This is a genomic window from Solirhodobacter olei (assembly GCF_004010155.1).
GTDB lineage: Bacteria > Pseudomonadota > Alphaproteobacteria > Rhodobacterales > Rhodobacteraceae > Solirhodobacter > Solirhodobacter olei.
In genome coordinates, this window is sequence record NZ_RRYH01000002.1 from 42,160 (window position 1) to 61,706 (window position 19,547).

At 69.1% G+C, this 19,547-nt stretch carries 17 protein-coding genes and 1 pseudogene; 4 read left to right on the top strand and 14 right to left on the bottom strand.

Annotated elements, in window-relative coordinates; translation table 11 throughout:
• Positions 1–103: 103 nt before the first annotated feature.
• From EIP85_RS00225 to alr, 7 genes and pseudogenes are all read right to left on the bottom strand, one after another.
• Positions 104–706 (bottom strand): annotated as a pseudogene (locus tag EIP85_RS00225) (CvpA family protein); the annotation flags it as partial.
• Between the two features lie 17 nt (positions 707–723).
• Positions 724–2,085: a DNA repair protein RadA gene (radA, locus tag EIP85_RS00230; RefSeq protein WP_127900128.1), complete on the bottom strand. Its 1,362-nt coding sequence runs from the start codon at positions 2,083–2,085 to the stop codon at positions 724–726.
• 420 nt (positions 2,086–2,505) lie between these two features.
• Entirely contained in the window at positions 2,506–2,931 is a 426-nt protein-coding gene (locus EIP85_RS00235) for a paraquat-inducible protein A (protein WP_127900501.1), read from the bottom strand.
• 49 nt (positions 2,932–2,980) lie between these two features.
• Complete coding sequence (locus EIP85_RS00240; protein WP_127900129.1) at positions 2,981–3,415, bottom strand: c-type cytochrome; 435 nt, start codon at positions 3,413–3,415, stop codon at positions 2,981–2,983.
• 133 nt (positions 3,416–3,548) lie between these two features.
• Positions 3,549–4,295 carry an ABC transporter ATP-binding protein gene (locus EIP85_RS00245; RefSeq protein WP_127900130.1) on the bottom strand — a complete coding sequence of 249 codons (747 nt, stop codon included), beginning with the start codon at positions 4,293–4,295 and terminating at the stop codon, positions 3,549–3,551.
• A complete protein-coding gene (locus EIP85_RS00250; RefSeq protein ID WP_422067197.1) occupies positions 4,292–5,074 on the bottom strand; it encodes an MlaE family ABC transporter permease in 783 nt (260 codons plus the stop codon). Before EIP85_RS00250 ends, EIP85_RS00245 begins: the two co-directional genes overlap by 4 nt.
• Positions 5,071–6,120 (bottom strand): alanine racemase, encoded by a 1,050-nt coding sequence (gene alr / locus EIP85_RS00255; RefSeq protein ID WP_127900131.1) that lies wholly within the window; start codon positions 6,118–6,120, stop codon positions 5,071–5,073. The genes EIP85_RS00250 and alr overlap by 4 nt, the downstream gene beginning before the upstream one ends.
• Positions 6,121–6,462: 342 nt before the next feature.
• Between alr and EIP85_RS00260 the strand changes: the two genes are divergently transcribed.
• The 4 genes from EIP85_RS00260 (at position 6,463) to EIP85_RS00275 (ending at position 10,721) form a co-directional block, all read left to right on the top strand.
• On the top strand, positions 6,463–7,116 hold the full coding sequence (locus EIP85_RS00260) for a tetratricopeptide repeat protein (protein ID WP_127900132.1): 654 nt from the start codon (positions 6,463–6,465) through the stop codon (positions 7,114–7,116).
• A 70-nt stretch (positions 7,117–7,186) separates the two neighbouring features.
• On the top strand, positions 7,187–8,539 hold the full coding sequence (locus EIP85_RS00265) for an outer membrane protein assembly factor BamB family protein (protein ID WP_241559845.1): 1,353 nt from the start codon (positions 7,187–7,189) through the stop codon (positions 8,537–8,539).
• A gap of 46 nt (positions 8,540–8,585) precedes the next feature.
• Positions 8,586–10,064, top strand: a complete 1,479-nt coding sequence (gene der, locus EIP85_RS00270) for a ribosome biogenesis GTPase Der (protein ID WP_127900133.1) — start codon at positions 8,586–8,588, stop codon at positions 10,062–10,064.
• Between the two features lie 204 nt (positions 10,065–10,268).
• Positions 10,269–10,721 (top strand): host attachment protein, encoded by a 453-nt coding sequence (locus EIP85_RS00275; RefSeq protein ID WP_127900134.1) that lies wholly within the window; start codon positions 10,269–10,271, stop codon positions 10,719–10,721.
• A 137-nt stretch (positions 10,722–10,858) separates the two neighbouring features.
• On the opposite strand, the gene EIP85_RS00280 is transcribed toward EIP85_RS00275, so the two are convergent.
• From EIP85_RS00280 to EIP85_RS00310, 7 genes are all read right to left on the bottom strand, one after another.
• The gene (locus EIP85_RS00280; RefSeq protein WP_127900135.1) at positions 10,859–11,371 is read right to left on the bottom strand and encodes a peptidoglycan-binding domain-containing protein; all 513 of its coding nucleotides are present in this window, start codon (positions 11,369–11,371) and stop codon (positions 10,859–10,861) included.
• Positions 11,372–11,537: 166 nt separating this feature from the next.
• Positions 11,538–12,797, bottom strand: coding sequence for an NAD(P)/FAD-dependent oxidoreductase (locus EIP85_RS00285; RefSeq protein ID WP_127900136.1), 1,260 nt, complete (start codon positions 12,795–12,797; stop codon positions 11,538–11,540).
• A 246-nt stretch (positions 12,798–13,043) separates the two neighbouring features.
• Positions 13,044–14,123: an OmpA family protein gene (locus EIP85_RS00290; RefSeq protein ID WP_164871607.1), complete on the bottom strand. Its 1,080-nt coding sequence runs from the start codon at positions 14,121–14,123 to the stop codon at positions 13,044–13,046.
• Positions 14,124–15,117: 994 nt separating this feature from the next.
• Positions 15,118–16,470, bottom strand: coding sequence for an ABC transporter ATP-binding protein (locus tag EIP85_RS00295; RefSeq protein WP_127900138.1), 1,353 nt, complete (start codon positions 16,468–16,470; stop codon positions 15,118–15,120).
• The gene (locus tag EIP85_RS00300; RefSeq protein ID WP_127900139.1) at positions 16,454–17,479 is read right to left on the bottom strand and encodes an ABC transporter ATP-binding protein; all 1,026 of its coding nucleotides are present in this window, start codon (positions 17,477–17,479) and stop codon (positions 16,454–16,456) included. Before EIP85_RS00300 ends, EIP85_RS00295 begins: the two co-directional genes overlap by 17 nt.
• Positions 17,476–18,459, bottom strand: coding sequence for an ABC transporter permease (locus EIP85_RS00305; RefSeq protein ID WP_127900140.1), 984 nt, complete (start codon positions 18,457–18,459; stop codon positions 17,476–17,478). The genes EIP85_RS00300 and EIP85_RS00305 overlap by 4 nt, the downstream gene beginning before the upstream one ends.
• Positions 18,460–18,472: 13 nt before the next feature.
• Positions 18,473–19,504 carry an ABC transporter permease gene (locus tag EIP85_RS00310; RefSeq protein ID WP_127900141.1) on the bottom strand — a complete coding sequence of 344 codons (1,032 nt, stop codon included), beginning with the start codon at positions 19,502–19,504 and terminating at the stop codon, positions 18,473–18,475.
• Positions 19,505–19,547 lie beyond the last annotated feature (43 nt).

Here is a 19,547-nt window from a genome sequence, read left to right on the forward strand (position 1 = left end):
AGCCGCTGGTACCGCCAGTGGTGCCACCCGTGGTCGCACCGCTGGTGCCGCCGGTCGTCGCACCGTTGGTCGACGGTGCGACCGGGGCGACCGGGGCGACGTTGGTGCTCGCCGCCGGGGGCGTGGTGCCGGTGGTCACGCCGCCGCCGGCCGGGGCACCGCAATTGCCCACGAGGTTCTCGTAGCGCGCCACGATCCAGGCAGGCGCGTCGGCCGGGATCTGGGCGGTGATCTGGCTTTCGAACTGGGCGAAGATCGCGGCGGAGCGGCTTTTGGCGACCGCTGCGATCTGCTCGGAGGCCATGGTGCGCTGGTAGACGAGGAAGGCCGCCGCGACCAGGATGAGTCCGCGCAGCGCGCCGAAGATGAAGCCGAGCCCCTGGTCCATGCCGCCGAAGATCGAGTTGCGCACGATCGAGGCGAAGAGCGGGGTGAAGAAGCTCATCACGATCAGCCCGACGGCGAAGACCGCGGTGAAGGCGGCGATGATCGACAGCTCGCAGGACCCCTTCAGGAACGATCCCAGAACCGGGACCTCCCTGATCAGCGGCTCGGCCTGATGGGCGAAGGTATAGGCCACGATTGCGGCGACGATCCAGCCGCCGATGGCCAGAAGCTCTCGTACGAAGCCTCGGGAATAGGCCAGGATCGCGGAGAGGAGGATGACGACGGCGACACCCCCGTCGACTATGGTGAAACCCTGCATCCGCACTCCCTCCGGGTCTAGCCCGCGCCGAACATGTCACCCACGAAGGCGGTGAGGTCGGCCATCTCGCGCAGCCTCATTCCCTCGCCACCGCCGATCTTCGACCGTGCGGGCGCGATGGCTGTGGTGAAACCAAGTTTTCGCGCTTCTTTCAACCTGTTTTCGGTCTGGCCCACCGGACGAAGCGCGCCGGAGAGAGAGATTTCGCCGAAAACCACGCATTCTGGCGGAAGTGCAACATCTTCGCGGGCCGAGAGCAGGGCTGCGGCCACGGCCAGGTCGGCGGCGGGTTCGGTGACCTTCATCCCCCCGGCGACGTTCAGGAAAACGTCGAGCCCGGCGAAGGGGACGGCGCAGCGGGCCTCGAGCACGGCGAGGATGGTGGAGAGCCGGCCGCTATCGAGCCCGACGACCGTGCGGCGCGGCGTGCCGAGGGTGGAGGGGGTGACGAGGGCCTGGATCTCGGTCAGCACCGGCCGCGTGCCTTCGATGCCTGCGAAAACAGCCGAGCCGGGGCTGGCCTGGCCGCGTTCGGAGAGGAACAGCGCCGAGGGGTTGTGAACCTCGGCGAGGCCGGCGCCGGTCATCTCGAAGACGCCGATCTCGTCGGCGGCGCCGAAGCGGTTCTTCACCGCGCGCAGGATGCGGAACTGGTGGCCGCGTTCGCCCTCGAAGTAGAGGACGGTGTCGACCATGTGTTCGACCACGCGCGGGCCGGCGATCTGGCCCTCCTTGGTGACATGGCCGACCAGGATGACGGAGGTGCCCCGGCGCTTGGCGAAGCTCACCAATTCGTGCGCGGAGGCGCGGACCTGGGAGACGGATCCCGGCGCGCTTTCGACCGTGTCGGACCAGAGCGTCTGGATCGAATCGATCACGGCGAGGTCGGGGCGCTCTGCGTCGAGCGTGGTCAGGATGTCGCGAAGATTGGTTTCGGTTCCGAGCCTTACCGGCGCATCCGACAGCCCGAGGCGCTGCGCGCGCATGCGGATCTGGGCGGAGGCTTCCTCGCCCGAGAGGTAGAGGCAGCTGAGCCCCGCACGGGCGAAGGCGGCGGCGGCCTGCAGCAGAAGCGTCGACTTGCCGATGCCGGGATCGCCGCCGACGAGGATGGCGGAGCCCTCGACGAGGCCGCCGCCCAGCGTGCGGTCGAATTCGCTGAGGGCCGAGGCGGTGCGGGGCGGGGGCGCGTCGCTGGTGGCGAGCGTGCCGAGCGGGATGGAGCGGCCCTTGGCGGTCAGCGCGCGGGCCCCGGGGCCGGCGGAGAGCGGCGCCTCCTCGACGATGGTGTTCCAGGCGCCGCAGGCGTCGCAGCGGCCGGCCCATTTCGAATGGGCGGCGCCGCAGGCGGTGCAGGAGAAGAGCATCGGCTTGGCCATGGCCCTTGATGCCCGAGCGGCGCGGCGGGGGCAAGCGGCGCAGAGGGTTAAGGCGGGGTTAATGGGTCGACGGGTCGTGGCGGGGCATTGCGTGAGGAGAGGCGGGCAAGTGGCTGGCGTGGAGAGGAAAAACGGGGTGCCGATTCAGCACTGGTTTGGCACCGCTTTCGCACCGTAACTGTACCGTATTTCGGAACGTTGGGTGTTGCGCGGTGAGCAGGGGCAGTGGCCGTCCGCGGGTTGGCGCTCGCGGCAGGCGGGGTCTGTCCGTTTATGGCTTAAAGAACCCCTTCGGGTTGCCGGGGCGGCGAGGCACCAGTAGCGCCCGCCCTTGGGGGCGGACGGGCGCTGGCCCGGCGGCGCTGCGCACCGCTGTTTCGGGCCGAAGGGAGTATTTCGGCCCGGGAGGCGCGGCAGGGGTCAGCGCTTCGGTGTTGCCAGCGCGATGAGCATCGAGGCGAGGATGCAGCCGGTGAAGAGGTAGAGGCCCCAGGCGGTCTCGATCCGCGCCATGCCGGCGCCCTTCACCACGACGATGTAAAGCGCGATCAGGAAGACGTCGGCCATGGCGAGGCGCCCGAGCAGGTGCATCGCGGGCAGGACGCGGGGCGAGAGGAGCCGCGCGTGGATCAGGGCGAGGCCGATGGTCTTGAGGTACGGCGCGACGATCGCCAGCACCGTCACCAGCAGCGCCAGCGCGATATCCGTGCGCCAGAGCGATCGCAGGCCGGTCAGCACCGAGATCTCGTGCAGTCCGAAAAGCGGCAGCAGCCCGGCGCGCAGCAGCGGCGCGTACCAGGAGACCGGGAACAGGACGAGAAGCGCCAGGTTGGCGATGCGCAGCAGACGGGTCATGGCCTCTTCTGGCCGAAACGCCCCCGACGCGCAACGCCGCCTATTGGATGCCGTTGGCCTGCTGCACGGCGCGGATATAGGCCACGATCATCTTCACGTCGCCGTCGGTCAGCCCGGGCACCGGCGGCATGTCGCCGAAGCGCCAGTGATGCGCCCGCACCCCGTAGCGCACCGCGCGCAGGAAGGCCGCGTCGCCATGATGGCCGGGGCGGTAGTAGGGATGGATGAGCGGCGGCCCAATGCCCTCGCGCCCGCCCGCATCCGGCCCGTGGCAGGCGGCGCAGGTCGCCGCGAAGATGCGCTGGCCGGTCCTGGCCATGTCGCCGAGGCCCTCCGGCGGGGTGACGCTGACGATGGGCGCGCCGCGTGCGGTCTCGGCCCGCGAGGCGGTGGGATCGGCGGCCCCCAGGGCAAGGGCTGTGGCGGTGGCGGCAAGGCTGGCGAGCACGAGGCCCGCGGCGGCGGTTCTGGGCATGAATCATCCGGTTTGAACGGGCGCCCTGGGGCGCGATACGGCCCGTCTTCTGCCTGGCTTCCAGCACTGGAAGGCAAGCGAAAATCACGCCGCCGTGATCATTTGTCCCGCCGCGGGGACGGCGGCCCCGGGACTAGCGGACGGATTCGATCGGGCCCTCGGCCCGGCCGTGGATGAACTGGTCTAGGTAAGGGTCTGACGAGGCGTCCATTTCTCCAACCGGCCCGGTCCAGCGCACCAGACCGCCATGCAGCATTGCCACGCGGTCGGCGATGGCGCGGACCGAGGTCATGTCATGGGTGATGGTCATCGCGGTCACGCCCATCTCCACCACGATCTCGCGGATCAGGGCGTTGATGACGCCGGCCATGATCGGGTCGAGGCCGGTCGTCGGCTCGTCGAAGAAGATGATCTCGGGCTCGGCGGCGATGGCGCGGGCGAGGCCGACGCGCTTCTGCATGCCGCCGGAAAGCTCGGCCGGGAAGAGGTCGGCCACCTCGGGCTTGAGGCCGACGCGGCGGAGCTTCTCGATCGCGACCTCGCGCGCCTCGGCCTTGGGGCGCTTCTGGGCGCCGCGCAGCAGGCGGAAGGCGACGTTCTGCCAGACGGTCAGCGAATCGAAGAGCGCGGCGCCCTGGAAGAGCATGCCGAAGCGGGCCAGGAAGGCGTCGCGGTCGGCGCGGGTCACGTCCTCGCCGTCGATCTCGATCCTGCCGCGTTCGGGCGTGACGAGGCCGAGGATGCATTTCAGCAGCACAGACTTGCCGGTGCCGGAGCCGCCGATGATCACCATGCTCTCGCCCGTCGGGATGGTGAGGTTCACCCCCTGGAGGACCTTGTTGGCCCCGAAGGACTTATGGACATCGCTCAGCGTGATCATTGCGCGAAAAACAGGGTTGTGAGCAGGTAGTTGGAGGCGAGGATCAGGATCGATGCGGCGACCACGGCCGCCTTGGTGGCGGTACCCACCCCCTGGGCGCCGCGGCCGGAGTTCATGCCGTAGTAGCAGCCCATCAGGGTGACGAGGAAGCCGAAGACCGCGCCCTTGATGAGGCCGGAGGTCACGTCCCAGGTCTGCAGGTAGTCGATGGTGTTCTTCAGGTAGGCCGACGAGTTGAAGCCGAGGCGGTTCACGCCGACGACATAACCCCCGAAGATGCCGATCGCGTCGCCCACCGCGACGAGGATCGGCACGGCGATCGTGCCGGCCAGCACGCGCGGCACGGTGAGGTATTTCATCGGGTTGGTCGAGAGGGTCACCAGCGCGTCGATCTGCTCGGTCACCTTCATGGTGCCGATCTCGGCCGCGATGGAGGAGGCGACGCGGGCGGCGACCATCAGCCCGCCCAGAACCGGCCCCAGCTCGCGCGCCATGCCGATGGCGACGATGGAGGGGACGACCGACTCGGCATTGAAGCGCGCGCCGCCGGAATAGATCTGCAGCGCCAGCGCGCCGCCGGTGAAGAAGGCCGTCATGCCGACCACGGGCAGGGAGAAGTAGCCGACCTGCATCAGAGCCGTCAGGAACTCGCGCCAGTAGAAGGGCGGGCGGACGAGGTTCGCGACGGTCGAGGCGGCGAAGAGCGTGGCCCGGCCGATGCCGGCGAGGAAGCCCAGCGTCAGCCGCCCGGTGATGGAGAGGGGGCGGGTCAGGATCACGCCTGCGCTCCGCCGTAGCGGCGCGTGTAGCGCGGGCCGAGGGAGGTGAGTATCTCGTATCCTATGGTGCCTGCCTCCGATGCCAGGGCGTCGATGGTCTGTTCCGGGCAGATCAGGTCCAGCTCGCGCGGCGGCTCGTCAAGATGGGTGACGTCGACGGTGATCAGGTCCATCGAGATGCGGCCGGCGACGGGGCAGGGCGTCTCTCCCGCCCAGAGCGTGGCGCGGCCCGAGAGCGCGCGCAGGATCCCGTCGGCATAGCCGGCGGAGACGGTGGCGATGCTGGCGGGATGCTCCGCCGTCCAGGTGCAGCCGTAGCCGACGCTTTCGCCCGGCTCCAGCATACGGGTCTGCACGACCGGCAGCGTCAGCCGCAGCACCGGGCGGGCGGCGGCGAAGGGCATGCCGCCGTAAAGCCCGATGCCGGGGCGGGTCAGGTCGAAGTGATACTGCGGGCCCAGCAGGATCCCGCCTGTGGCCGAGAGCGAGCGGGGCACGTTGGTGCCGTCGGTCATGGCGTGGAAGTTCGCCAGCTGCCGGGCGTTCATCGGGTGGCCCGGCTCGTCGGCGCAGGCGAGATGCGACATCAGCAGTTCCGGCTTCAGCGGCAGCACGATCTCGGCCACGGCGGCCCATTCGTCGGGCTCCATCCCCAGCCGGTTCATGCCGGTGTCGAGCTGGATGCCGAAGGGATGGTCGGGCAGCGCCTCCAGATGCCGGGTCATCTGGTCGAGCGAGTTCAGCATCGGCGTCAGGTCGAGATCGCCGATCATCTCGGTGTCGCCCGCCATGTGGCCGGAGAAGATGCAGATCTGCGGACCGGGGCCGAGGGCCTGGCGGACCTCCGCGCCTTCCTCGGCGAGGGCGACGAAGAAGCGGCGCGCGCCGGCGCGGGCAAGCGCGCGGGCGACGCGGCCTGCGCCGAGGCCATAGGCGTCGGCCTTGACGACCGCACCGGTCTGGGTCGCCTGGTCTGTCAACCGGTCGAGGGCCCGCCAGTTCTCGGCGATGGCGTCGAGGTCGATGGTCAGCGTCGCGGTGCTCATGCGCTCGGTCGGGGCTCGTTTGGTCGGGGCTCGGTCGGGGCTCGGGTGCCGCGAAGCCGGCCGCGGGGGGATGGCCGGGCGGGCAGCGGATCGTGGCGCCCGTTTTGACAGGCGGGGGCGCAAGGTCAAGTAGAAACGGGTTGAGGGCGAGGGGGAGGAGCGGGCGCCGGCCCGGTGGGGTGCGCGCGGCGCTGTTTCGGGCCGAAGGGCGTATTTGGGCAAAGACGAAGCGGCAGGCGGGAAGGGCCCGGGGCGGGGCTTGGCAAGGCCGCGGGCTTGCGTGTAAGACGGGCCGGACCTGCCGGGGCGCCCCGGCGGCCGGCGACAGACGAAAGAAGGCCCATGAGCGAGAGTGACAGCTTCATCGAAGAGGTGACCGAAGAGGTCCGCCGCGACCGGCTTTTCGCTCTGTTCAAGAAATACGGCTGGATCGCCATCCTCGCCATCCTGCTGATCGTCGGCACCACCGGCTACCGCGAATGGGTCAAGGCCCAGAACGACCTGGCCGCGCGCCGCTTCGGCGATGCCGTGAGCACCGCCCAGGCCGTCTCCGACCCCGCCAAGCGCGTCACGGCGCTGGAGGCGATCAAGGCCAGTGGCGACCGCGCCGACGTGCTCGATTTCCTCGTCGCGTCCGCCGCGGTGGAGGCCAAGGACACCAAGGCCGCGCTCGCCGCGCTCGACAAGGTGGCGAACGACGCCTCTGCCCCGCAGACCTTCCGCGACCTGGCCGAGCTGAAGCGCGTGCTGATCGCGGGCGACAGCATGCCCGCGGCGCAGCGCAAGACCGCGCTGGAAAGCCTCGCCCAGGCCGGCCGGCCCTATCGGCCGCTGGCGCTGGAGCAGCTGGCGCTGATGAAGGTCAAGGCCGGCGACAAGGCCGGGGCCCTGAAGGCGTTCAAGGAGCTTTTGCAGGAGCCCGACAACACCGCGGGCTTGCGTCGGCGGGCGACTGAGATGATTGTCGCCCTGGGGGGCAACCCAGCCGGGAAATGAGGCGGTCCGGGGACGAAGGCTGGCCGGGGCCTGGCCGCAGAATGCCGGGCGGGAGAGGAAGGGCAGGGACGTGAAACGCAAGATCGCTGTGCTGGGACTGTCGGCCTGCCTCATGGCGCTCGCCTCCTGCGGGCCCAAGCCGCTTATCCTGAAAGGCCCGCGCTTTCCCGCGCGCACGCCGCTCGACCAGGTGATGAAGGATGCCGACAAGCCGAACGCGCCGCAGCCGCAGCTGACGCCGAAGAACCGCGCGCTGCCGATCCGGCTGTCCGCGGGCGTGGCCAACGCCGACTGGCCGCAGCGCATGGGCGGGCCGACGCATCGCCTGCCGCCGCTTGCGCTTGCCACCAGCCTCACCCAGGCCTGGGAGGCGCCGATCGGCAAGGCGAACGACCGCCGCCACAAGATCACCGCGGAGCCGGTCGTCGCCGGCGGGCGGATCTTCACCATCGACAGCCGCAGCACCGTCACAGCCACCTCTACCGAGGGCAAGCGGCTGTGGAGCGCGGACCTGACGCCGGCCGGCGACCGGGCCGATGCCGCCACCGGCGGCGGGCTGGCCTATGGCGCGGGCAAGCTTTTCGTCGCCACGGGATTCGGAGAGCTGCTGGCCGTCGATCCGGCGACCGGCCACGTGGACTGGCGCCAGAAGTTCCATTCCGCGATCAGCGGCACGCCCACGGTCGAGAACGGTATCGTCTATGTCATCACCCGCGGCTCGACCGCCTGGGCGATCGCGGCGAGCAACGGCAAGATCCGCTGGCAGCTTGACGGGACGGAGACGGTGACCGCGGTTCCGGGCGCGGCCGGTCCGGCGCTTTCGCCCCGCTGGGCGCTGCTGCCCTTCCCCTCGGGACAGCTCGTCGGCGCGCTGAAGCCGGGCGGGGCGCAGATCTGGGCCACCACGATCGCCGGGCGGCGGCTGGGGCAGGGCTATGCCTCCTTCACCGACATCACCGGCGATCCGGTGGTCGACGGCGGAACGGTCTTTGTCGGCAACGCCTCTGGCGGGGTGATGGCGCTCGACATCAACTCCGGCAACCGGATCTGGAGCGCGCGCGAGGGCGTGGTGAGCCCGGTCTGGCCGGCGGGCGGCTCGGTCTTCCTGATCTCGGACGAGGCGAAGCTGAAGCGGCTCGACGCGGCGACGGGCGATCCGATCTGGTCGGTGCAGCTGCCCTATTACGTGCCGGTGCGGCGCGAGAAGAACCGCCGCGACATCTATCCCGATTACGGTCCGATCCTGGCCGGCGGGCGGCTGATCGTGGCCTCCGGCAACGGGCGGATTCTGAGCTTCGACCCGGTGAACGGGCGGGAGCTGTCCTCCGTGTCGATGCCGGCGGGGGCGGCGAGCGAGCCGGTGGTGGCCGGGCGCACGCTCTATGTCGTCACCACGGACGGGAAACTTCGGGCTTTCCGCTGAGGCCCGAAGGGTGTAACCGGGCGCTTTCGCGGTTCCGGAGAGGTCCATGAGCTTTACCCTTGCCATCGTCGGACGCCCCAATGTGGGCAAGTCGACGCTGTTCAACCGGCTGGTGGGCCGCCGGCTGGCGCTGGTCGACGACCGGCCCGGGGTGACGCGCGACCTGCGCGAGGGCGAGGCGCGGCTGGCGGACCTCCGTTTCACCGTGATCGACACCGCGGGGCTGGAAGAGGCCACCGACGAAAGCCTGCCGGGCCGGATGCGCAAGCTGACCGAGCGGGCGGTGGAGATGGCGGATGTCTGCCTGTTCCTGATCGACGGGCGCGCCGGGGTGACGGCGGCCGACGAAGTTTTCGCTGATATTCTAAGGCGCAAGAATGCACATGTGATCCTCGGCGTGAACAAGGCCGAGGGGCAGGCAGCCGAAGCCGGCGCGCTGGAGGCCTTCGGGCTTGGCCTCGGCGATCCGGTGCGGATGTCGGCCGAGCATGGCGAGGGGATGGACGACCTTTACCGCACGCTGCAGCCGCTGGCCGATGAATTCGCCGAGAAGGCCCGGCTCGACCCCGAGATGGCGCCGGAGGTCGATGTGGCCATTGGCGAAGAGGACGAGGACGGCGAGGAGGCGGCGGTGCCGCAGCCGACCCGCGCCAAGCCGCTGCAGATCGCAGTGATCGGGCGGCCGAACGCCGGCAAGTCGACGCTGATCAACCGGATCGTCGGCGAGGACCGGCTGCTGACCGGGCCGGAAGCCGGGATCACCCGCGACGCGATCTCGCTTGCCGCCGACTGGGGCGGCACGCCGGTCAGGATCTTCGACACGGCGGGGATGAGGAAGCGCGCGAAAGTTACGGACAAAATTGAGAAATTATCCGTAGCGGACGGCCTTCGCGCGGTCCGGTTCGCCGAGGTGGTGGTGGTCCTGCTGGACGTCGACACGCCCTTCGAGACGCAGGACCTCCGCATCGCCGATTTCGCCGAGACCGAGGGCCGTGCCGTGGTCGTCGCGGTGAACAAGTGGGACCTCGAGGAAGACCGGCAGGGCAAGCTGGCCGAGCTGAAGACGATGTTCGAGAAGCTCCTGCCGCAGCTGCGCGGCGCGCCGCTGGTCACCGTTTCGGCGCTGACCGGGCGTGGGCTCGACCGGCTGCACGATGCGATCCTGCAGGCCTATACCACCTGGAACCGGCGGATCGGCACGGCGAAGCTGAACCAGTGGCTTTCGGCGATGACCGAGGCGCACCCGCCGCCGGCGCCGGGCGGTCGGCGAATCCGGCTGCGCTACATGACCCAGGTGAAGACGCGGCCGCCGGGCTTCATCGTCATGTGCTCGCATCCCGAGGATCTGCCGGCGAGCTACCGGCGCTACCTCGTCAACGGGCTGCGAACGGATTTCGACCTGCCGGGGACACCGATCCGGATGACCTTCCGCAGCCAGGGCGACAAGAATCCGTTCAAGGAACGCAAGTTCCACACGCCCTCGCGGCTGAGGAAGCACACGGGGAAGCCCTCGCCCAAGCGATAGGAAAAAGGTGCGCAATGAATGCGTGCCCTGGGGGCTTTTCTTCTGTCCGTAAGTGTCCCGGGGGCGCAGGGGTCCTGACCCAGCTGTCGGTTTCTGCCGTCCGATGCACCCCCGCCCAGCGGCCGCACCGGCCAATTGATCACTGTCAACGCCGCTGCCCGAGCCTTGGCGCAGGTTCCGCCATGAAGGAACGGAGGCACCGTCATGCGCAAACCAAGCGAATGGATACTGGTCATGAATGCCGCGCACGCGCGGCTGATTGAAGGGCTCGCGGCCCCCAGAAGCCCGGCCCCGCACGAACAGGCCATCGAGGCCCATCCGCAAAGGCCGGGCGAGATCATGGCCGACAAGCCGGGGCGGAGTTTCTCGATCGGCAGCGGTGGCCGCCGCTCGGCGATGGTCAGCCCAAGCGATCCCCAACGCGAGGCGGAGCGGGCCTTCGTGGATCGTATTATCGAGATGGTCGAGAAGGCGCATTCTGCCGGGGCATTCGACCGGCTCGTTGTCGTTGCGGCACCAGAGATGCTGGGGCTTTGGCGTGCGGCGCTGCCGCCGAAGCTGCGACAGGCGGTGAGCCGGGAGGTGGCACGCAATATCGCCAACCTGGCGCCGCTGCCGCTGCAGGAGGCGCTGCGTGACGAGCTGACCTCAGAGTGAACGGGACGCCATCACGCGCTGGCCGGGCCACGTGGAGTCTGCCGGAGGCGGGGTTGTCTTCGGCAGAACCCGGACGGCCGACGCTCGCGCCGGCCGCAGGTCCGGGCAACCAAGGCAGATGGTCGGGCGGCTGGGAATTAGCCGCCGTTCGTATTCGTCGCCGGGTGCGAATTCAGGATGTCCGCAAACACCTGGCGCGACGCTGCCTTTGATACCAGGTTGCCAACCTCGTTGTGAGCGTTCGCGTATTGATAGACGGCGCTTTCAGTGGCGGGACCCCAGATCCCGTCGATCGAGCCACGGTAAAAGCCGTCCTGCATCAGATGGTACTGGATCGCCATGCGGACCTGCCTGTCTTCATTCCTGAAGACGATGCTGTCGGGCGAATTGGCGGAATAGGCCGGTGCCGAATAGGTGGGTGCGGCGGCGGGAGGCGGCGTGATGACGGGTTGGGCCGTCGAGCCGGCGGGCGTGTTCTTGTGGTTCAGGATCTGGCTGCCCACATATCCGGCGGCCAATCCCAACAGCACGCCCCGGGTGACCTGTCCGTGCTCGGCGTAGGCCGGGTGGGGAAGCGCGCCCATCGCAACCGTCGCGACCAGCGCCAGTCCGAACAGAGCAGCATTTCCGCGTTTTTGATACGGGGACATCGTTTGACCTCTTGGGTTGATTACGGGCGGTCGTCCGCCTTCAGAACCTGGGGCCGTCGCTAAGCCAGCGCCCTGCGTCGTTCAATAGCAGCGCGCTGTTATCCGATAACAAACCCGACAACCCCGCCGTCCGGTCGGCCAGCAGGGCGCGACAGTTGATCGCTGCTCAAGTCTCCAGCGCATCCCGCAGCCGGTAATACCAGATCGCCGCAGAGGCATAGACCGGATGCAGCCGATGGGCCGCCATGGGCGCCACCGATGCGAAGGGAAACGGCAGAGGTGCAGCGGAGTCGATGAGGTGTGCCCCAACTGCGGCGCCGAGCGCGGTCGACAGCGCGACGCCGCGACCGTTGTAGCCAAGCAAGGCGATCAGACCCGGCGCCAGCCGATGAAGGTGCGGCAGATGGTCTGGCGTCATCGCCACGCGGCCGGCCCAGCGGTACGCGATCGGCGTGGCGGAGAGGCTCGGGTAAAAGCGGTGCATCGCGGCCTCGAGACGGGCGAAGCCAGCCGGGCCGGAGGGATCGGCGAAGCTGCCACGCCCCCCGATCATGAAGCGGCCGTCGGGGCTTAGCCGGAAATAGTTGCCGATCCGCCTGGTGTCCGACAGCGCCGCGGCGCCGGGCAGGACTGCGGCACGCTCATCCGGGGACAAGGGCGCCGTGGCGATCTGGAAACTGTTGGCCGGGATCAGCGTTGCCCGCAGCCCGGGCCAGAGCGCGTCCGTATAGCCGTTGGTGGCAAGCAGGACCTGCTCGGCCAGGATGGATCCACGGGCCGTTTCGGCCCGCCAGGTCTTGCCGTCCCGCCGCAGTCGCGTGACCCGGCTGCCGCCGTGGATGCTCGCCCCGGCCGCCTGCGCCGCGCGGGCAAGGCCACGCGCATAGTTCAGCGGATGAAGACTGCCGGCGCGCCGGTCGATCCAGCCACCGGCAAAGCCCTCGGCTCCGGTTGCTCGCGCCATCGCCGCCGTGTCGAGAAGGTCGACGGCGGCACCGCGCCTTGCCCAGGCAGACGCCCTGGCCTCTAGCGTGGCAAGGTGGCTGCGCTTTACGCTTGCCTGGACCCAGCCATCGCGGCGCGCGGCGCAGTCGATCCCCAGCCGGGCGATCAGCGCGAATGTCGTGTCAGCGGCTTTGCCGACGAAATCCGTCGTCTCCTCGCCATAGAGGCGGTCGAGGGCGTCGGGATCGAGCTTGAGCCCCGGAATGACCTGGCCGCCATTTCGCCCGCTGGCGCCGAACCCCGGCGCCTCCGCGTCGACGACGATCACCCCGGCGCCGCCTTCGGCGAGGCGCAGGGCGCAGGCAAGCCCGGTAAATCCGGCGCCGATGACCGCAACGTCGGCCCGGTGCTCGCCGTCGAGCGGCGGGGTTTCCGGCGCCGGTTCGGCGGTGGAGGCCCATAGCGAAGGCAACGGCGGCATGGCGGACTCGCAGGCAGGGGTTTCACGGCACGATGTCATTCGCAGCGGAGAGCGGCAACTGCTCCGGGTGCGCGGCGCCGGACACCTGCGCATTTTCCCGACGCCGGAAGCGCGCCCGCAGGCCACCGTTCGATATGGCCGGCGAAAACGGCCGGGATTGTGGGTCACATATGTCATGCGACGGGCGGGTTCGGCAGGAGAACAGAGGGAAGCCCAGTCAAGCCTCACGGCTGAAATGGGCCCCTCTCAAGGCGCGGTCGGCTGCAGCAGTGCTGTGATGCGGCGCACAATGATCCGCCGGTTCACCGGATCAGGGCCCTGCGTGGGTTGACGCAGATCGCCCTCCCCATACCCGCTGACGACGAGGTTTTCCGGCGGGACGCCGAAATATTCCGTCAAGGCCAGGGCCATGGACTGTGCCCTTGCCTGCGACAGGGCGAGATTGATCGCCGGATCGCCAACGGCGTCGCTATGGCCTTCGATCAGGAACACTTCCGAAGGGTTCTCTGCAATCATGTCGGTCATGACCCGCGCGAGCGTTCCCAGCGTCCGGGCCTGTTCCGGCAGAACCTCGGCGGAGCCGGACGGGAAGTCCACCGTCGCGATCTCTACCTCCGGCACGAGGTAGCGCACCTGGGGTATCGAGCGGACCTGCTCCAGCGTGAAGTACCGGCCGGGCGGCTGCAATGGCCGAGCTTCGAAGGCTGCGCGCAGCAGGGCTGGCCCGGTGTTCTCGGTATAAAGGACATGCACCGGGGAGCGCGGCGGCAGGATGGCAATGACGGGCGGAGGCAGGATGCGCGTGTCGTCGAAAAGAAGGTATGCGCGGCCGTCGGGATAGTAGACGTGGCGGCGCAGGACGCGGCCGTAACGGGTCCGGAGCGTGATGATGATGATCCGGTTCACCAGCACGATGCGGGTCAGAACAGACCCGTCCGGGAAGACCTCTGTCGTCACCCGCGCGCCGGGGCGGCGGAGCAGGACATCGTCGTCGTGATAAAGCCCGTAATGGCCGTCCTGATCACGGTAGATCAGCTGGTCGCCGTAATTCTGGACCACCTCGACGCCATTCGACAGGATGCTGCCCGCCACCGCGGCGCCAAGAGCGATCAGGCCGAATTTCTCGAAATCACTCAGCCCGTCCCGAGACCGGTCGAAGACCCGCAGGCTGCGGGTGTCGCGGCTGCCGGGAACGCCCCCCTTCGGGACGGTGTACTCATGCGTGTCGGGGCCGGGGCGCACGTCGGTCTGGCGTGCGGCGAGCGGCGGGCTGGCCAGGGGTGCCGGCGCGCCACTGCCAGCCGGGGGCAGCCTTGCGGGAGGCACGGGCCCGGTGGTCTGCGGGCGCGGCACCGTTCCCGGGACGGGTCCCGAGGGCGGGGTGGATGGCGCGGGCGAGGTTCTGGGCTGCGGGGCTGGAACCCTCTTCGGCTGCGGAGCTGGCGTCGGTTGCGGCGCGAGCTGCTCGCGGTTTCCAAGGTCCTGACGCGGCCGCTGGCCCGGCTCCTGCGGGACGGTGGGCCTGACGGTCGGGACGCGCTGGGACGGGACGGAAGGTTGCGAAGGCAATGCTGGCCGCGGCGTCAGCTGGGGCCGGGGCTGGGCCGGCTGCGGTGCCTGTTGCTGCTGCGGGACCGGGCTGGGCTGAACGCGCTGCTGGGGAAGGACACGCGGCTGCGGGACGGGTTGCTGCCGTGGCTGCTGGGGGATCGGTGCGGTTGTTGCCGGAGGCTTCGGCGATGGGACAGTCCGAAGCTGCGGCGTGATCTGTGGCTGCGGCTTCTGCCGGGGCTCGACGGCCGGGGGCGTGACCTGTCGTTCCTGTCGTTGCGACGGAACGCGCGTTTTCGGGGCCGGAGGCGGCTTGTACTTCCAGCAGCTCGGGTCGTTCGCATCGCAGTTCGCGGGCTGATCCGCCCAGGCGGGCAGAATCGGCGCCTGCAGGAACGAGAGTGAAAGACAGACTGACGTGCTAATTCGAAAGACGCGGTTTCGCATGGCCTCAACGATCGCGGACAAGCGTGTTACGCCGAATCCTTGCCCCGGATCCGATCTGATCGCTGTGACGGATCGCAACGAATTGGCGCAGTTCCGGGTGCCCGACACGGAGGTGCGTCATCGGAGACCGCCCCGGCCGGCGGTCTTCGATACGCGAAGCGCCTCGGGCCGGTCGGGCCGCGATATACTGCGGGGTTCCCGGCTTTCCGCTCAAAGTCCGAACGGGGAAGGCAGCAAATGGGGCCGAAAGTGGAGGCGACCCTTGTCCGGGCGCGATGTCCGCGTCTGCCGGCCCTGTGCCAGAGCCGGAGCCCGCCCGTCTTTACCCCGCCTTCCCGTAGCGCGCCCGAAGCTCTGCGTTATGCAGATGGCAGGCGGCATGGGCCGCGCCGAGGTCGAGGAGCTCCGGCCGCTCCGGCGGGTGCCAGTCGATCTCCACGCAGCCGTCGCCCGCGCGCATGGCCTTGACGCCGGTCCAGAAGGGTTCGGCCGGATCGTCGTTTCGGATACGTTCGAGAAGGGCGAGAAGCGCCTCGCCCGTGGCACCGGGGGCGGCGGACAGGCGCGAGGTCGGCTCTGGCGCGTCGGGGGCCTCGATGGTGCCCAAAAGCGCGCGTTCGGCCTGGTGGGCCTCTTCGGCCATGCCGGCCCAGCGGGCTTCCAGAAGATCACGCAGGTCGCGGATCTCCCAGCCGCAGGGCGCGAAGGCCATCGGGCAGCGGGGGTGGAAGGCGCAGCCGAAGGGAGGCTTGGCCGCGTCCGGGATCTCGCCGCGCGGCAGGTCGCGGGGAATGTCGCGGGTCGGGTCGGGATCGGGGATCGCGGTCAGGAGCGCCCGCGTATAGGGGTGCTTCGGCGCCTCGTAGATCGCCGAGGCCTCGCCGATCTCCACGATCCGGCCAAGGTAGAGGATCGCGATGCGGTCGCAGAAGAACTTCGCCGTCGCCAGGTCGTGGGTGATGTAGAGATAGGTGAGGTTCAGCTTGTCCTTCAGGTCGATCATCAGCTGAAGGATCTTCGAGCGCACCGACATGTCGAGCATGGAGACCGGCTCGTCCGCGACCAGAAGCACCGGGTCGAGCACGATCGCACGCGCGATCACCGCGCGCTGCTTCTGCCCGCCGGAGAGGTCGTTGGGGTACTTGTCGAGATAGGTCTCCGGCGGCGAAAGCCCGACGCGGTCAAGCGCGGCTGCGACGTGGCGGCGGATCTCCTCTCGGCCCTTCGCGCGCTTGTGGATGATCAGCGGGTGGCCGACCGACTGCTCGATCGTCATCGCCGGGTTCAGCGCGGCATGCGGGTCCTGGAAGACCATCTGCATCTGCGCCCTGAGCGCGCGCAGGTCGCGTTCGCCCATTCCCACGATCTCGCGGCCCTGGAAGGTCGCGCTGCCGCCCGTCGCCGGTGCGAGGCCGAGAAGCGTGCGCCCGAGCGTGGACTTGCCCGAGCCGCTTTCGCCCACGAGGCCGAGGACCTCGCCCTGGGCCAGCTCGAAGCTGACGTCGTCCACGGCCTTGACGGTGCCGGCGTCGCGGCCGGTGAGCCGGTCGAGGACGCTGCCGCGGATCTCGAAATAGGTCTTGAGGTTGCGCACGGAGATGAAGCCGCGGGCGGCGGTGCCGGCAGCTTCGGCGGCAGGGCGGTCCATGACCTCGGATTCAGGCTTCGTTGGCAACCGCGATCTCCTCTCGTTCCAGCGGCTCCGTGCCCCCGTCGGGGATCGCCTCGGCCGGCCCGTGGCGCCAGCATTGCACCCGGCGGCCGTCCTCGAGCCGCTGCTCGATGGGCGCCTTCAGCGCGCAGACGCGCATGGCGTCCGGGCAGCGGGGGTGGAACAGGCAGCCCGGGGGCGGGGTGATCAGGCTCGGCGGCGCGCCGGGGATGGTGTGCAGGCTCTTGGTCTCGAGCGAGATGGTCGAGCGCAAGAGCTCTCGCGTATAGGGGTGGACGGGGTTGGCGAAGACCTTTCGGGCGTCGCCTTCCTCCACGATCTTGCCGCCATACATGACGGCGACGCGGTCGCAGGCCTCGGCGACGATGCCGAGGTTGTGGGTGATCAGCATCACGGCGGTGCCGGAGGTCTTCTTCAGATCCGCCAGAAGGCGGATGATCTGTGCCTCCACGATCACGTCGAGCGCGGTGGTGGGTTCGTCCGCGATCAGGAGCTTCGGCTTCAGCACCAGCGCCAGTGCGATCATGATGCGCTGCCGCATGCCGCCGGAGAACTCGTGCGGGTATTGCTTGTAGCGGGTCGGCGGGATGCCGGTGCGGCCGAGCGCCTCCAGCGCGCGGCGGCGGATCTCGTCGCGGTCGAGCTTCGGGTGATGCTGGCGCAGCGTCTCCTCGAAATGCTCCTGGATACGCAGGAGGGGATTGAGCCGCGTCATCGGCTCCTGGAAGATCAGGCCGAGCTCGGGGCCGCGCATGTGGCGCAGCTCCTCCTTCGACATGCCGACGAGGTTCCTGCCCTGGTAGAGGACCTCGCCTGCGATCCCGGTGCCTTCGGGCAGAAGCCCGAGGATGCCGCGCCCGAGCGTGGATTTGCCCGAGCCGCTTTCGCCCACCACGCCGAGGGTTTCGCCGGGCGCGATGTCGAGCGCCACACGGTCGACGGCGCGGGCGGGGCCGCGCGGGGTGCCGTAATAGACGCGGAGGTCGCGGACGGAGACGACGGGTTCGGTCATGCCGGATCCTCCTCGTCCATGTTCATGTGGGTGGTGGCGCGCTGGCGCAGGACCGGGTTGATGGTCTCGTTCAGCCCCTCGCCGAGGAGGGTGAGGCCCGTGACCAGCAGCACGATGGCAAGGCCCGGGAAGAGTGTCGTCCACCAGATGCCCGAGGCGGCGTCGCCCACGGCGCGGGAGACGTCATAGCCCCATTCGGCGCCCTGCGTCGGCTGGACGCCGTAGCCGAGGAAGCCGAGGCCCGTCAGCGTCAGGATCGCGTCGGCGGCGTTCAGCGTGGCCAGCACCGGAATGGTCTGGATCACGTTGAAGAAGATGTACTTGCGCAGGATGGTGAAGGGACCGGCGCCGATGGCGCGTGCGGCCTCGACATAGGGTTCCTCGCGCACCGAGGTCACGTGGTTTCGCAGCACCCGGAAATACTGCGGCACGTAGACGATGGTGATGGCGCAGGCGGCGACCACGATGCCGGAGGTGATCGAGGAGCCGAGCAGGAACGCGATCACCAGCGCCAGCAGCAGCGGCGGGATCGCGTACATCGCGTCCATGATCAGCACCAGGATCCGGTCGAAGATGCCGCCGAAATAGCCCGCGATCAGGCCCAGCGGCACGCCGATGGTCAGCGCGAAGATGAGCGCGAGCGCGACCACCTCCAGCTCGGTCTGGGCGCCCCAGATGATCTGGGCCAGCACGTCGGTGGATTGCACGTTTGTGCCGAAGATGTGCAGCGCAGAGGGCGGCGCGAGCTGCGGGAAGGCCGCGCCCTTCAGCTGGTACTGGTCGTAGCGGTAGGGCGAGAGCCAGGGCGCGAAGATGCCCATGAAGACGAAGACGCCGGTGAGGATCGCGCCGGACCAGAGCATGCCACGGGCGAAGCCGCGCGCCTCGGCGATGGGTTTCAGCGCGCGGCCGAGGCCGGGCGCAAGGGCCCGGCGCGGGCGGGCCGCGGCGGAGGAGGGCGTTGGGCTGGCCGCCGACATCAGGCGTTCCTTCTCATTTGTACCGCATCCTCGGGTCGATCAGCGCGGAGATGAAGTCCACCACCAGGCTGGAGGCGACGACGACGAGGCCGAAGACGATCACGATGCCCTGGACGGCGGCGTAATCGCGGTTCTCGAGATAGATGTAGAGCGCGTGGCCGATGCCCGGCCAGTTGAACGTGGTCTCGGTCAGGACCGCGCCGCCCATCAGCAGCGCGACCTCCAGCCCGATCACGGTGATGACCGGCACCAGCGCATTGCGGAAGGCATGGCGGTAGACCACGGCGCGTTCGCGGATGCCGCGGGCGCGGGCGGCCTCGATATAGTCGTCCTTCAGGGTGCGGATCACGTTGACCCGCACGAGCCGGATGAAGACCCCGGCGAAGACGAGACCGAGCGTGGTGGCCGGCAGGATCAGGTGGTCGAACACGTCCCAGAAGGCCGGCCAGTTGCCGTCGATCACCGCGTCCATCAGCAGGATGTTTGTGTGCGTGGTCATCAGGGCCGTGGTCAGCGGGCTGGCCTGGCCCGAGATCGGCAGCCAGTTCAGGATCGAGCCGAAGAGGATCTGCGCCAGAAGCCCCAGCACGAAGACGGGCATGGCGTACATCACCACCCCGAAGAGCCGGGTGACGGCGTCCACCGGGCGGTCGCGGAAGCGGCCGGCCAGAAGGCCGATCGGTACGCCGACCAGAAGCGCGACGATCATGGCCGCCACGGTCAGCTCCAGCGTCGCGGCGCCGTTCTGAAGGATGATCTCGGTCACCTGCCGCTTGTCGGTGATCGTGGTGCCGAAGTTCCCATGCAGGATATGCCAGACGTAAAGGCCGAACTGCTGGTAGAGCGGCCGGTCGTAGCCGAGCTGATGGGTCAGCTCTTTGATCACCGCCGGCGGGGCGTGGCCGCCCAACGCCGCGGTGACCGGGTTGCCCGGTGCCACCCGCATCAGCAGGAACACCAGAGTGAGCAGGATCAGGATGGTCGGGATGACCATCGCGATCCGCACCAGAAGGTAGGATTTGAGGGAGGACCCGCTAGCTGCCATGATCCACCCTCAAGCCTTCGAAGTCACGTCTTGCACGTCGATT